This window comes from Acinetobacter sp. YH12140 (assembly GCF_013418475.1).
GTDB classification, from domain to species: Bacteria; Pseudomonadota; Gammaproteobacteria; order Pseudomonadales; family Moraxellaceae; genus Acinetobacter; species Acinetobacter amyesii.
The window spans coordinates 154,738-170,150 of record NZ_VPBZ01000007.1 but is presented as its reverse complement, the minus strand read 5'-3'; the positions used below and the strand labels follow the sequence as shown (position 1 = coordinate 170,150).

General features: G+C 42.0%; 10 protein-coding genes. 9 read left to right on the top strand and 1 reads right to left on the bottom strand.

Annotated elements, in window-relative coordinates; translation table 11 throughout:
• Window positions 1–40 precede the first annotated feature (40 nt).
• Window positions 41–2,581 carry a penicillin-binding protein PBP1a gene (ponA, locus tag FTU75_RS11820; RefSeq protein ID WP_180116025.1) on the bottom strand — a complete coding sequence of 847 codons (2,541 nt, stop codon included), beginning with the start codon at window positions 2,579–2,581 and terminating at the stop codon, window positions 41–43.
• Window positions 2,582–2,746: 165 nt separating this feature from the next.
• Here ponA and FTU75_RS11815 point away from each other — a divergent pair, with 165 nt between their 5' ends.
• The 9 genes from FTU75_RS11815 to gltB all read left to right on the top strand — a co-directional run bounded on the left by FTU75_RS11815 (window position 2,747) and on the right by gltB (window position 15,411).
• Window positions 2,747–3,805: a pilus assembly protein PilM gene (locus FTU75_RS11815; protein ID WP_078192532.1), complete on the top strand. Its 1,059-nt coding sequence runs from the start codon at window positions 2,747–2,749 to the stop codon at window positions 3,803–3,805.
• The gene (locus FTU75_RS11810; protein WP_180093087.1) at window positions 3,805–4,491 is read left to right on the top strand and encodes a PilN domain-containing protein; all 687 of its coding nucleotides are present in this window, start codon (window positions 3,805–3,807) and stop codon (window positions 4,489–4,491) included. The genes FTU75_RS11815 and FTU75_RS11810 overlap by 1 nt, the downstream gene beginning before the upstream one ends.
• Window positions 4,488–5,261 (top strand): type 4a pilus biogenesis protein PilO, encoded by a 774-nt coding sequence (locus tag FTU75_RS11805; RefSeq protein WP_180116024.1) that lies wholly within the window; start codon window positions 4,488–4,490, stop codon window positions 5,259–5,261. Before FTU75_RS11810 ends, FTU75_RS11805 begins: the two co-directional genes overlap by 4 nt.
• A complete protein-coding gene (locus tag FTU75_RS11800) occupies window positions 5,261–5,788 on the top strand; it encodes a pilus assembly protein PilP (RefSeq protein ID WP_111884140.1) in 528 nt (175 codons plus the stop codon). Before FTU75_RS11805 ends, FTU75_RS11800 begins: the two co-directional genes overlap by 1 nt.
• A gap of 61 nt (window positions 5,789–5,849) precedes the next feature.
• Entirely contained in the window at window positions 5,850–7,964 is a 2,115-nt protein-coding gene (gene pilQ, locus FTU75_RS11795; protein ID WP_180116088.1) for a type IV pilus secretin PilQ, read from the top strand.
• A gap of 36 nt (window positions 7,965–8,000) precedes the next feature.
• On the top strand, window positions 8,001–8,546 hold the full coding sequence (gene aroK / locus FTU75_RS11790; RefSeq protein WP_078189378.1) for a shikimate kinase AroK: 546 nt from the start codon (window positions 8,001–8,003) through the stop codon (window positions 8,544–8,546).
• A 14-nt stretch (window positions 8,547–8,560) separates the two neighbouring features.
• Entirely contained in the window at window positions 8,561–9,643 is a 1,083-nt protein-coding gene (aroB, locus tag FTU75_RS11785; RefSeq protein WP_078192528.1) for a 3-dehydroquinate synthase, read from the top strand.
• Window positions 9,644–9,650: 7 nt separating this feature from the next.
• On the top strand, window positions 9,651–10,490 hold the full coding sequence (locus FTU75_RS11780; protein ID WP_180116023.1) for a hypothetical protein: 840 nt from the start codon (window positions 9,651–9,653) through the stop codon (window positions 10,488–10,490).
• Between the two features lie 445 nt (window positions 10,491–10,935).
• A complete protein-coding gene (gene gltB / locus FTU75_RS11775) occupies window positions 10,936–15,411 on the top strand; it encodes a glutamate synthase large subunit (protein ID WP_180024288.1) in 4,476 nt (1,491 codons plus the stop codon).
• Window positions 15,412–15,413 lie beyond the last annotated feature (2 nt).

Below are 15,413 nucleotides of genomic sequence, written 5' to 3'. Positions count from 1 at the left end.
AAAAAAGCCCTCGTTTGAGGGCTTTTTTTATGCAGCTTATTTACTGAACTTGATCGATGAGATGATCAAGTGCGTCAGTTTTATGCTCTGTACCTTGTGGTTTAGGCTGCATTGGTGGTGGCGCAGTCCGAGTAGGTGCAAGATTGGTTTCAGCAGCCCCTGGAAGATCTTCAAAATCATTTTGCGTAGCCTGTGGTTTTGGTACAACAGGAGCAGGACGATACAGCGGTTGAGCCATCGGCGGCGTTGCTGCACGATCTTGTTCAGGTTGACCTTGAGTCGCTTTAGCTGAATTGCGATTGATTGGATTTTTGGCATGAGTGTCTAAACGCACCCAAGCTTCAGGTGTGCCTTTAAGTGATTTCGCCATAAAATCTGACCAAATCGGCAGAGCTGCAACACCACCATATTCACGACGACCTAAGGTAGAGGGTTGGTCAAAACCGACCCAAGCCACAGTGACTAATTTTCCATTAAATCCAGCAAACCACGCGTCTTTTGCATCATTGGTTGTACCGGTTTTACCACCTAAATCACCGCGACCAATTTTTAATGCCGCACGACCTGTACCGTGTTGGATCACGTCACGCAAGATGTTCGCCATATCAAAGGCCGAACTTGACTTCAAAATTCGCTGAGCTTGTTTATAGTTTGCTGCTTCAGTATCTGAAATTTTCGATTCAGCAGGTTTATTATCCTGATTAGTGACTTCAATCACTTCATCATCCGGCGTGGTCGGATCTGCAGATTCAACTTCGTCCTTTTGATTGATACATTGAATACATGCATATTCAGGATTGGCTTGATAGATCACTTTGCCATAAGCATCTTCAATACGACTAATAAAGTGCGGTTGAATACGATATCCACCGTTGGCAAAAGTCGCATAACCTGTCGCCATTTGAATCGGCAACACCTGTGGGGTACCTAAAGCAATGGTGTAGTTACGTGGAATTTGGTTTTCTTGTAAGCCAAAATCCATAAATAATTGGCGAGTACGTTCAATTCCGACGACTTGTAATAAGCGAACAGAGACCGTGTTACGTGATAAATATAGGGCACGGCGTAGAGGAATCATCCCTAAATACCGACCGTCAGAATTTTTAGGCGTCCACTTGCCAATCGTAATTGGATTGTCATTGACCATGGAGTATGGAGTCATACCGCGTTCAAGTGCTAAAGCATAAACAAAGGGTTTAATGGTTGAACCCGGCTGACGCCAGCCTTGTAGAGCACGGTTAAATTTAGATTGATAAAAATTATAACCACCGACAATGGCTTCAATGCCACCATTATTGGGGTTGAGTGCGATTAATTGACCTTGCGCTTTTGGAATTTGCACCAAAGCCCATGAGCTTTTATCAGCATTCGGACGTAGGCGAATAATATCTTTTACTTTAACAATTTGTGAGGCTTTGCTTGGCGCATTGCCTACACTATTGGCATTGCGATAGGGACGTGCCCAAGACAGACCTGACCATGGAACAGTCACACTACTGCCGTCTTGCATCAACACTTCGATACTGGTGTTGTTGACTTTAGTGACTTCGGCAGGATAAGTGTTAGCATATGGGATAAAGTTTTTTAATGGCTCATCATGTGCTTCTGCACCACGCCAACCATGTCGTCTATCGTAAGCTTCAAGACCATCTTGCACAGCTTGCTCAGCATAGGCTTGGCGTTGGCTGTTGATGGTGGTATAGACTTTATAGCCAGAATCTGTCGCTTGTTCGCCAAACTTTTCTACAAGCTCAGAGCGAACCATTTCCCCGACATAGGGGAATTTGTTGCTGACTCCGCGGTCAAGCATATCGAGATTAATCGGTTCAGCAATTGCTTTTTGATATTCCGATTGATTGATATAACCCAATTGCAACATACGTCCTAAAATCCAATTACGACGCTCTAAAGCACGTTTTGGATTGGCTACAGGATTATATTTTGATGGTGCTTTGGGTAAGCCTGAAATCATTGCCATTTGAGCCAAGCTCAAATCTTGCAAGCTCTTGTTATAATAAATTTTTGCTGCTGCTGCGATCCCGTATGCATTTTTGCCCAAAAAGATTTTGTTAACATACAGCGTTAAAATTTCTTCCTTACTTAGATTTTGTTCAATTTTTCGAGCAAGGAAAACTTCGGTTAGTTTACGTTTTAAAGTACGCTCTGGAGTCAGATAATAGTTTTTTGCAACCTGCATGGTAATGGTTGAACCACCCGTTTGCACATCTGAGCCCGTAATACTTTCACTGACGGCACGCCCCAATCCTTTGAAACTAATTCCGCTGTGTTCAAAGAACGAAGAATCTTCCGCAGCTAAAAAGCCATGAATGAAATGAGACGGGATTTGGTCGTACTCTACAGGAACCGAAAGTTTGCCACCATATTCTGCAATCAGCTCATTATCAGCACTATAAACTTGCAATGGTTTTAATAATGGAGCCTTTTTTAAGATGGACATTTCAGGCAAAGACGGGGCAATATAGAGATACATGCCATAGAAACCCATTGGAATTGCGACCAAAACAATAATAATGGCCAAAAAAAATGGATGAACAAGGCCTGAACAAGATAGCTTTTTCATAACAAGTAAGTTTTAATAAGAGCTAATGGCAAACTAATTGGTGGTCAGTATATCCTTTCGATATACGGATTGTTAGATGAGTTATTGTATCTGTATAAAATTATAGACCAATGCTAATTAGTGGGTTAATTTTTTTGGGGATAAAAAAATAATAGGAATTATATTGTGCTCAGGTTATATCGTAAGCCAAATAAGGGGTTAATAGGAGTAGATATTAGTTCGACTTCTGTTAAGGTTTTGGAACTTTCTGTAAAGAGTGGGCGGTATTGGGTAGAAAGCTATGCTTTGGTGCCATTACCAGAAGGAAGTGTTGTTGAAAAGAACATATTGAATCCGGAAGCTGTCGGTGACTGTTTAGAGCGCGCAATTAATTTGGCCAATACGCAGACCACTAATGCAGCTTTGGCGGTTCCAACGTCGATGGTGATTACAAAAATCATCGAAATGGACGCAGATATGAACGATGATGAACGTGAAATTCAGATTCGTGATGATGCTGAGCAATATATTCCGTTCCCACTTGATGAAGCGAGCCTTGATTTTGAGGTCTTGCCAGATCGTCTGTCCAACCCAAATCGTGTCAATGTTTTGCTTGTCGCTACGCGTATTGAAAATGTTGAAGCGCGTGCGGAAGTCATTCAGCTTGCTGGTCTTACACCAAAAATTGGTGATGTAGAAAGCTTTGCAATTGAAAATGCATTTAAAGTTTTCTCAGATACTTTGCCAATGGGTGTGAATACCGTGGGTATTTTAGATATTGGTCATAGTATGACGACCTTATCTGTCATGCAGAATAACAAAGTGATTTATACCCGTGAGCAAGTGTTTGGTGGCAAACAGTTGACACAGGAAATTCAAAATCGCTATGCATTGTCTTTCGAAGAAGCAGGTCGTGCGAAAAAAACACGTGCCTTGCCAGATGATTATGATATCGAAGTCTTAGAACCCTTCTTAGAAGCTGTCGTTCAACAAGCAGCACGTTCTTTACAGTTCTTTTTCTCATCTTCACAGTTCAACGAAATTGACCATATTTTATTGGCAGGGGGGAATGCCAATATTCCGGGGCTTGCAAAATTACTTCAACAAAAATTGGGTTACCGCGTCACGATTGCCAATCCATTCTTACAAATGGGTTTTTCACCTCAAATTGATATTAAAAAAATTGAAAATGATGCCTCATCACTCATGGTGGCATGCGGTCTAGCATTGAGGAGTTTTGATTAATGGCAAAAATTAACTTGCTCCCTTGGCGTGATGAGCTAAGAGAGAAACGAAAAAAAGAATTTATTGCACTTTGTATTGGGGCTTTCTTAATTGGGGTAATTGGAGTTGGTTTAACATGGTTGTACTTTGATCACAAATTAAAAGATCAAGAACAAGCGAACCAATTGATTATCAGTCATAACCAAAACTTAGATGTTCAATTAAAGTCTTTGGATGGTTTACAAGAACAGCGTAATGCCATTATTGAACGAATGAAGTTGATTCAAGGCTTACAAGGTCAACGTCCAATCGCTGTACATCTTGTAGATGAATTGGTTCGTGTGACACCTGCCAATATGTACATCACAAAATTTGAACGTAATGGCGACAAATTTATGATCGAAGGGCGTGCGGAAAGTCCAAACACTGTTGCAGATCTACTGCGTAATTTGGAAGCATCACCTTGGTATCGTAATGCCTTCATGAGCTCATTCCTCGTGGCGGAAGAGAAAAAAGACAAAGCGCCGACGTCAGTGGTTCCTCGCGTAGAAGAATCTTATGGTGCATTTACTGTGACTGCTGATTTGGAGCAAATTGCGCAGCCGACCATTAATGATCCAGCAGCAAATGCAGGACAGTTAGCTTCATCGGCGCAAACATCTGACGCACAAACTGCAGCAACACCAACTCCGGAGGCTGCAAAATGAGTCGTGATGAATTTGAACAATTGAATCAAGATGCTGTGGTCATTCCGAAAAAGAAAATGACTTTTGATAAGTTTGTACAGCAGTTCAATACGCTAGATCCGAATAACTATGGTAGTTGGCCAATTTCAGTCAAAATTACATGTTGGATTTTTATCATTATCCTTGTGGCAATTTTGGGCTATTTCTTGGCGATTAAAGGCAAGATTGAAGCTATTTCAAGTGCCAATGCACAAGAACAAAATTTGTTAAATGAGTTTCGTGAAAAAGATTCAAAACTACGTAATTTGCAACAATATCAATTGCAGTTGCAGGATATGGAAGCACGTTTTAATCAACAGTTAGAACAATTGCCGAAAGAAACTGAAATTCCAGGTTTGGTTGAAGATATCAACTTAACAGGCGTGAATTCTGGATTGAAATTTAAAATTATTCGTCTTGAGCCTGAAGTGAAGCAAGAATTCTTTACGGAACAGCCAATTCGTATTGAAGCAACAGGTGATTACCATGCCTTTGGTTCATTTGTAAGTGGTATTGCAGGGCTTTCACGGATTGTGACATTGCATAATTTAACGATTACAGCAACTGAAAATAAAGAAAAGAACTCAGATATTCCAAAAATTGACTATGTGATTTCTGCAAAAACATATCGTTATGAAGGGAATGCTGAGCAGTCATCTAATACTGAAGCAAATAGCACCGATGGGAAAGGCACTCAGAATAGTAAAAATAAATCTATGAATAATTCAAAGAAAAGTAAGGGGGCTAAGTAATGAAAATAACTAAGTTTACATTTGCTTCTCTTGCTGTTTTCTTTTTAGCAGGTTGTGAATCACGTATCGATGTAGTCAATCAAGAGATGGCAAATATACGCAATCAAGCGCCACTAGCGATTGAACCTGCGCCAGATTTTGTACCTGTCGAAACTTTTAATTATGCGGCGCATTCTTTAAAAAGTCCGTTCTTGCCAAGTTCCTTGGCAGCAGAACTTAAAATCATGGCAGGCAAGCGTGTTTATCCAAACTTGAGTCGTCAGCCTCAACCTTTGGAGAGTTATGCACTCGAAACCCTGAATATGAAGGGTAGTATGCGTAACCAATCTGGGCAAATATTAGCCTTGATTCAGACACCTGATGGTGAAGTTGAGCGTATTCAACGTGGAAGTTATATGGGGCTCAATCATGGTCGAGTGGTAAATATTACCCCGACTCAAATTGATTTGATTGAGATTATTCCGGATGGGCGAGAAGGATATGTAGAGCGTCCTAGAAGTCTCATATTAATTGGACCAGCACCTTAAGCTTAAAGGAATAAAAATGAAGAATAGTGTACAAGATTTTATTTTTGGGGATGGCAATACAATGAATCATGTGTTTCGTCAGTTTTCGATGGGGGCTGTTGCAATGGCGATGATGCAAGTTGCCAATGCTCAGGTGAGTGTAACCAATGTGGTACCAATGCAAATTCCAGGTCAAGGGACTGAAATTCGCGTGATGTTTAATGGCTTGCCGCCGCAACCACAAGCTTATCAACTCGATCAACCATCACGATTGGTTTTAGACTTTGATAAAGCACAACAAAATTTAAAACAAAGTTCAATTCCTGTTGCAACGGCTGAAGCGAGCACTGTGGATGTGAGTTCGGATGCACAACGTGCGCGCTTAACTGTGAATTTAGCCAATGCTGGCGCTTTTACCACGCGTGTTGAAGGTAATACCTTTATTTTAAAAATCAACTCTGCACAAGCTGCAAATTATGTACAGCCTGTAGCACAACGTCAGCAACAGGGCATCTCAAATATTGGTTTCCACCGTGGTTCTAATGGTGAAGGTCAAGTTGTTGTTGATTTACTCGGTGGAAATACTCCCGTTGATGTTCAACAGCAAGGCAGTAAAGTGGTGATCCGTACTTTAGGCAATAAAGTACCTGCACATTTGACTCGCCGTTTAAATGTCAATGATTTTGCAACACCTGTTGCAACGGTAGATGCACATAATGATGGCGGTAATGGTGTGATTACCATTCAGTCGACGGGCAGCTATGAATATATGGCGTACCAAACTGATAATAAATTAACGGTAAGTTTGAAACGTCCGGAAGATAAGAATCCATTACGTCCTAAAGCTGCCAATCATTATACCGGTAAGAAGATTTCATTAGACTTCCAAGATATTGAAGTACGTCGTGTGCTGCAACTTTTGGCTGATTTCACTGAAATCAATATGGTTGCTGCTGATACGGTTCAAGGAAATATTACACTTCGCTTAAAAGATGTGCCTTGGGATCAAGCACTAGATATCGTATTGAAAACCAAGAATTTGGACAAACGTCGTAATGGTAATGTGATTTGGATTGCGCCTGTGTCTGAGTTGATTAAAGCGGAAGAAGAAGAAGCAAAAGCCTTACGTCAAAGTATGAAGTTGGCACCATTACAGACTGAATATTTAACGTTAAGCTATGCAAAAGCTGCTGAGATAGAGAAGCTGATTACGCAGTCTAAAACTGCGGGTAATAGCGGTTCGTCAAATAATAGTAATAATGCTGATGATGATCGGGGTAATTTGTTAAGTCCACGCGGAACGATTTCTGCAGATACGCGTACAAATACACTGATTATTAATGATACCGCGCAAAACATTGATCAGATTCGTAAGATGGTGGATTTGCTTGATGTATCAGTCAAGCAGGTCATGGTCGAAGCACGTATTGTAAAAGCTTCTACCGACTTTACCAAAGAAATGGGTGTGAAATGGGGTCTCTTGTCTCAAGGGATTAACCAAAATGACCATTTATTGGTGGGTGGTAGTGATACTACGCTTTGGGACTTAAAAACACCGGATGATGATGGTAAATATACGATTCAACGTCCAAGTAACTTAAACGTGGACTTAGGTGTGACTACTGCAGGTGCCAGTCGAATTGCGTTCGGCTTAATTAGTCTTTCTGATTTTATGTTGGATTTAGAGCTTTCTGCTTTACAAGCGGATGGTTATGGTGAAGTCATTTCTACACCTAAGGTACTGACAGCGGATAAACAACCTGCCAAAGTTGCATCAGGTCAAGAAATTCCGTATCAAACCACAACGGGTACAGGTTCAAATGCAACTTCTTCTACCGAGTTTAAAGAAGCTTTATTAAGTTTGGATGTCACGCCTAGCATTACTCCAGATGGTAAAGTGCAAATGAAGCTGAATATCAAGAGCGACTCACCAGCAGGATATGCACAAAATGGTGAAATTATCCTGAATAAAAATGAAATTAATACCGATGTCTTAGTCAACAATGGTGAAACTGTTGTGCTCGGCGGTATTTTTAATCAGGAAACACAAAGTAAGCAAATTAAAGTACCGTTCTTAGGTGATATTCCTTATGTAGGTCGCTTATTCCGTAAAGATTTGAAAAGCGATGCAAAAAATGAGTTACTGATTTTTGTTACTCCGCGAATTGTTAATGACAGTGTTACCAGAAATCATTAATATATTTTCAATTTAACAAAAGAAATAGGTGACTCCTTGCCAAGCAAAGAGTTTGAAACCCTACCAAATATCTATTTGGTAGGGCCGATGGGGGCAGGAAAAACAACCGTAGGGCGACATTTAGCAGAATTGTTAGGACGTGAATTTCTAGACAGTGATCATGAAATTGAACGTAAAACAGGTGCGACTATTCCTTGGATTTTTGAAAAGGAAGGGGAAAAAGGCTTTAGAAGTCGTGAAACGAATGTCATTGATGAGTTAACTGCAAAGAAACAACTGGTCTTGGCGACTGGCGGTGGTGCTGTGACTCAGCCCCCAAATCGTGAATTTTTAAAACAACGTGGTATTGTTGTTTATCTATATACTCCGGTGGAAATTCAGTTACAACGAACCTACCGCGACAAAAATCGCCCACTTCTTCAAGTGGAAAATCCAGAGCAAAAGCTACGAGATTTATTGGCTGCCCGTGATCCTCTTTATCGTGAAGTCGCGCACTATATTATTGAAACCAATCAAGGTGCTGCGAGAGATCTTGCGCAAAAAATTTTTAATTTAATTGTTTCACAAAATATATCTCGTTAGAAAAGGTTAAATTCATGCAAACCTTACATGTTGAACTCGGTGATCGTCGCTACCCTATTTTTATTGGGAGTGACCTTAATCCACAAACTTTACTTGAGCCTTATGTTCAGGGTAAACAAGTGATGATTGTCTCTAATACCACAGTTGCACCGCTCTATTTAAAACATTATGTAGAAGCAATTGAGGCATTAGGGAAAACTGTTGCGACATGTATTTTGCCTGATGGTGAAAAGTATAAAAATTTAGACCATTTGAATTTAATTTTTGATGCCTTGCTTGAAGCAGGCTTTAACCGCGATTGTACGGTTTTGGCATTAGGTGGTGGTGTTATTGGAGATATGACCGGTTTTGCCTCTGCATGCTATCAACGTGGTGTATATTTTATTCAAGTGCCGACGACTTTACTTTCTCAAGTGGATTCAAGTGTTGGTGGCAAAACAGGGATTAACCATCCACTAGGTAAAAACATGATTGGTGCCTTTCAGCAACCCCAAGTGGTCCTTGCGGATATGGCGCAATTAAAAACTTTGCCAGCGCGTGAACTTTCTGCAGGTTTGGCTGAAGTGATCAAATATGCGTTGTTGGGTGATGTTGAATTCTTAACTTGGCTTGAACAGCATATGGATGCTTTAGTTGCAGGTGATGCAACTTTGTTGGCTGAAGCGGTTTATCGTTCATGTGCCCATAAAGCGCGTATTGTGGCCAATGATGAAAAAGAACAAGGTGAGCGTGCGTTATTAAACTTGGGTCATACCTTTGGCCATGCGATTGAATCGTACTTGGGGTATGGTGAATGGTTACATGGCGAAGCCGTTGCAACAGGGATGGTGATGGCTGCAGATTTGTCCCATCGTATGGGCTGGATCACAGTTGAAGATTTAGAGCGTACAAAAAAAATCATTTTACGTGCACAATTACCGATAGTTTGTCCTAAAATTCCGCTAGAGGAATTTTTGGCGTATATGTCCCATGATAAAAAAGTATTGAATGGGCAATTACGACTTATTTTACTGAAATCATTAGGTCAGGCCATCATCACCAAAGAGTTTGATGTCGAATTAATGAAACAGGCAATTTTGGCAAATCAGGCAGAGTAGGTACATCATGGCAGCGCGGCAGTCTCAATGGCAAAAAGTTCATCACTACACATGGTTGGTGGGTGGAGCTGTGTGTCTGTTCGCTGCATTGGTTTTTTGGGCGATTACAGATACCAAAGAATTGGTTGAAGTTGAAAAACAAGCGGAAACCGAAGTCGATTTACAAATTCAGCCAGAGAAAGTGGCAGCAATGTCCCATCTTGGTGCATTAAATGACGAAGTGCGTCCGCTTGATATGACGACCCGTGTGGTTGCTACGGCTCAACATGAACCAGAATTTCGCGGCACTAAATTTATCAATGATTCTGTCAAGCTTTATGGTATTGAATTGTTTAGGGTTTCTGAAGAAGATATTTTAAAAAGCTTCTTACGCAAGCAGCCTGAGCGTCACAAATTTATTTATCTACGTCTTTCTGGTGAAGATCATCCTGAGCAATACGTCATTTTAACAGGACCATATTCGTCTCAAAATGATGCGAAAACTGCAATGTCGAGCCTCAATATTGCTTTGCCTGCATCAATTAAACCTAAGGTTGTGGAATTTAAACAATATCAAGCATATGTGAATGACTTAGGCGCGGAAGAAATGTCGTCGAGTCAAAAGTTATATGCTGTTAAATTAAAGTCTGTGCCTTTACCGAAAATTGATGAAGCTCAAATCGCAGCACGAAAAGCAGCGGCTGCAGCGACAGTAACAACTCCAGCTAATGCAACAACAAGTACTACGGTGACTCGCCGTGATTCTGAAGGGAATGTGATTGATGTGCAAAAATCACAAAGTAGTGTAGATGCACCACGTCCAAAACCTGCACCGGTAGAGCAAGAAGTAACCGATCCATTCAATTAGTTCTAAAATAGCGCAAGATGTCTTAGGGAAAGTCTAAACTGCACAGAAAAAGTGCATAAAATTATAAAAGAACAATTTAAATTATTTGTTATAACCAAAAAATGTTTGTAATCAGCCATCTTAGGAGAAAACGCATCAAGTTGGCATGTAAATTGCTTAATTGGTGCGTAAATTGAACTTTTCTCCCTGTTTTGGCGCGAAAATGATTCGATAAAAGTGCGAAGTCATTAATCCAGTCGTTATCCCTGATCTGAACTGCAAAAGCAGAAAATTTGACTTTTATTCATGCATCTAAGGTGAATTCGGTTTATCTTAAGGGTGTGAATAAGAAATAATTTTGCTCGACAGAACAATTCATGTGAGTAAGTTAAGACGAATCGCAACAAGAAATTAGTTTGTTAAGTGCTCGAAAGAGCTGTAAAGAAAAGAAGGGTACGCTATGCACATGCCATCGCCTAATACTGTAGCTCCCGCTCAAGGTTTATACCAACCGGATGAGTTTAAAGATAACTGTGGTTTCGGTTTAATCGCCCATATGCAGGGTGATGCAAGCCATGATCTCGTCAAAACCGCAATGCATAGTTTAAGTTGTATGACCCACCGTGGTGGTATTGCCGCAGATGGTAAAACCGGTGACGGCTGCGGTCTACTCCTTGCTATGCCCAAAGAATTTTTCCGTGAAGAAGCGAAAAAACTCAGTGACATTACATTGAGTGAAATCTTTGCTGTGGGTACGGTATTTCTAAACCTAGACCCTGCATTAGCCGCACATGCAAAACAAATTTTAACCAAAGAAATCGAAGACGAAGGTTGTAAAGTCATCGCTTGGCGTGTTGTGCCAACCAATAACGATGCATTGGGTTCAATCGCGATGCAGTCATTGCCTGCATTTGAACAAATTATCGTGAATTGCCCAATGGGTGTTTCAGAGGTTGAATTCAACCGTAAGTTGGTGATGGCACGTCGTCGTGCAGAACAACAGCTGACTGCTGACCCATACTTCTATGTAACCACTTTATGCTCAACTGTGATCAGCTATAAAGGTTTGATGATGCCAGCAGCCATTGCTGATTTCTATACCGATCTTGCTGATGAGCGTTTAAAGTCACACATTGTTGTGTTCCATCAGCGTTTCTCAACTAATACCTTGCCTCGTTGGCCATTGGCTCAGCCGTTCCGTTACTTAGCACACAATGGTGAGATCAATACCATTACCGCCAACCGTAACTGGGCGATGGCACGTACACCAAAATTTGAAAACCCATTGCTGCCGGGTTTAACTGAGCTGAATCCAATCGTAAACCGTACAGGTTCGGATTCTTCAAGCTTAGATAATATGCTGGAAATCCTTGTCGGTGGTGGTATGGACTTGTTCCGTGCGCTACGCATGTTGGTTCCACCTGCTTGGCAAAACGTTGAAACTTTAGATGCGGACTTACGTGCATTCTACGAATTCAACTCGAAGCATATGGAAGCATGGGATGGTCCAGCAGGTCTGGTAATTCAAGATGGTCGTCATGCGATTTGTATGCTTGACCGTAATGGTTTACGTCCAGCACGTTGGGTGATTACCAAAAATGGTTACATCACCTTGGCATCAGAAATTGGTGTTTGGGGTTATGAACCTGAAGACGTTGTGTCTAAAGGTCGTGTCGGTCCGGGTCAAATCTTGGTGATTGATACCTTTACCGGCAAAATGCTCGATACTCAAGATGTGAGTAATCACCTCAAACGTATGCGTCCGTACCGTCAGTGGTTACGTGAAAACTCAGTACGTGTGCAAGGCAGTCCAGAGCTCGAAGAATATTTATGTGACCAAGGCTTAAAAGGCGATGACCTGAAAGCTTCACAAAAAATGTTCATGGTGACATTTGAAGAACGTGACCAATTGCTTCGTCCAATCGCTGAAAGTGGTCAGGAAGCCGTGGGCTCAATGGGTGATGATACGCCAATGGCAGTATTGTCTCGTCAAGTCCGCCATGTGTCTGACTACTTCCGTCAGCAGTTCGCTCAGGTTACGAATCCGCCAATCGATCCATTACGTGAATCGATCGTAATGTCGTTAGAGACATGCCTCGGCCGTGAACAAAATGTATTTGAACAAGGTCCAGAGCATGCAGATCGTCTGATCATTTCAAGCCCAGTATTGTCAAATTCGAAAATGCATCAAATCCGTACCCTTGGCCGTAAAGGTTACGAAATTGCAGACATCGACCTGAACTATGCAGAAGATGAAGGCTTAGAAGCTGCTATCGCGCGTATTTGTGAAGAATCAGCACAAGCGATTCGCGATGGAAAAACATTACTTGTATTGTCTGATAAGAAAATCCGTCAAGGTTTCTTACCTGCCAATGCCTTAATGGCAACTGGCGCGGTTCACCACTATTTAATCAATGTGGGTCTTCGTACTGATGCCAACATTATTGTCGAAACTGGTTTGGCACGTGATGCACACCAGTTTGCGGTGATTCTTGGTTTCGGTGCGACAGCGATTTATCCGTACCTAGCTTATGACGTGATCAATGACTTAATCGCGAAAGGCGAGTTGTTGGGTGACCCAATCCATGCGCAAGCGAACTTCCGTAAAGGTATTGAGAAAGGCTTATTGAAAGTACTTTCTAAGATGGGTATTTCTACTGTTGCCTCTTACCGTGGCGGTCAGTTGTTTGAAGCAGTCGGCCTTTCTGATGAAGTGGTTGCAAAATGCTTTACTGGCGTACCAAGCCGTATTAAAGGCGCAACATTCTCTGATCTAGAAAATGACTTGAAAAAATTGGCAGATTTGGCATGGAAATCACGTAAGCCAATCGATCAAGGCGGTATGCTGAAATTTGTATTCGGTAAGGAATATCACGCATTTAACCCAGACGTGATCAATGCGCTGCATAAATCTGTGCGTTCTGGTAATTATGCGGACTTTAAAGAATACGCAGAACTAGTGAATAACCGTCCAATCGCGACGATTCGTGACTTATTCAAGCTGAAAACAGATCAATCGATTGCACTCGATCAAGTTGAATCCGTAGAAGAAATTCTGCCACGTTTTGACTCGGCAGGGATGTCTTTAGGTGCTTTGTCACCTGAAGCACACGAAGCTATTGCAATTGCAATGAACACTATTGGTGGTCGTTCGAACTCGGGTGAGGGCGGCGAAGATCCAGCGCGTTATGGCACAATCCGTAACTCGAAAATCAAACAAATTGCATCTGGCCGTTTTGGTGTGACCCCTGCATATCTAACTTCTGCAGAAGTCCTTCAAATTAAAGTGGCTCAAGGTGCAAAACCAGGTGAAGGTGGTCAGTTGCCGGGCGGTAAAGTGAATGGCTTAATTGCACGTTTACGTTACTCAGTACCGGGTGTGACATTAATTTCTCCGCCACCGCATCACGACATCTACTCAATCGAAGATTTATCACAGTTAATTTTCGATTTAAAACAGGTTAACCCACAGGCGATGGTGTCCGTTAAGCTGGTTTCTGAGCCGGGTGTCGGTACGATTGCGGCAGGTGTAGCAAAAGCATACGCAGACTTCATTACCATTTCTGGTTATGACGGCGGTACAGCGGCTTCTCCACTTTCTTCAATTCACCATGCAGGTTCTCCATGGGAGCTTGGTCTATCTGAGGCGCATCAGGCGCTACGTGTGAACGATCTGCGTGGCAAAGTCCGTGTACAAACTGATGGTGGCTTGAAAACAGGTCTAGACGTTGTGAAAGCAGCGATTCTTGGGGCTGAAAGTTTCGGTTTTGGTTCTACACCGATGATCGCATTGGGTTGTAAATACCTGCGTATTTGCCATTTAAACAACTGTGCGACCGGTGTTGCAACTCAGCAAGACCATTTACGTCAGGAACACTATATCGGTGAGCCTGAAATGCTGATCAACTTCTTCCACTTTATTGCGGAAGAAACACGTGAATGGTTAGCAGCGCTAGGCGTTTCAAGTCTGAAAGATTTGATTGGTCGTACAGATTTACTGGAAATGCTTCCGGGTGAAACTGAAAAACATGCACACCTTGATTTGAGCGCATTGCTCCAATCGCATCCTGCGGCTGAAGGTAAAGCTCAGTACTGTGAAGTACAAGGCAATGCACCATTCGATAAAGGCTTATTGGCTGAGAAAATGGTAGCTGAAATGCTGCCAGCGATTGAAGCAGGCACAGGCGGTGAATATAGCTTCACTATCGGTAACTGTGACCGTTCAATTGGCGCGCGTATTTCGGGTGAGATTGCAAAACGTTATGGCAACCTCAGTATGGAAGCGCACCCTGTTAAAGTTAAATTAACAGGGACTGCAGGTCAGTCATTGGGTGTTTGGAACGCCGGTGGTTTACACATCAGCCTAGAAGGCGATGCGAATGACTACGTGGGTAAAGGTATGGCTGGTGGTCGTATCTCGATCTTCCCACCGAAAGGTTCACCGTTCCAAACGCAAAATACTGCGATTATTGGTAACACCTGTTTGTATGGTGCAACAGGCGGTAAATTGTTTGCTGCAGGTACAGCAGGCGAGCGTTTTGCTGTACGTAACTCAGGTGCGTTTGCCGTGATTGAAGGTGCAGGCGACCACTGCTGTGAATACATGACAGGTGGTATCGTGACTGTATTGGGTAAAGTGGGTCATAACTTTGGTGCGGGTATGACAGGCGGTTTCGCTTACGTGCTCGACCTTGATAATGACTTTGTAGACCATTACAACCACGAACTGATTGAATTGAACCGTATCTCTACAGAGTCGATGGAAGAACATAAAGAGTTCTTGTGCCGTATCTTAGATGAACATATTAAAGAAACAGGTAGTGCTTGGGCGTATAAGATCCGCAACGAGTTTGACTTCTATAGCCGCAAATTCTGGCTTGTGAAACCAAAAGCTGCTAATTTGCAGACTTTGTTGAAAACAACTCAAGCTGATCCACAATAATT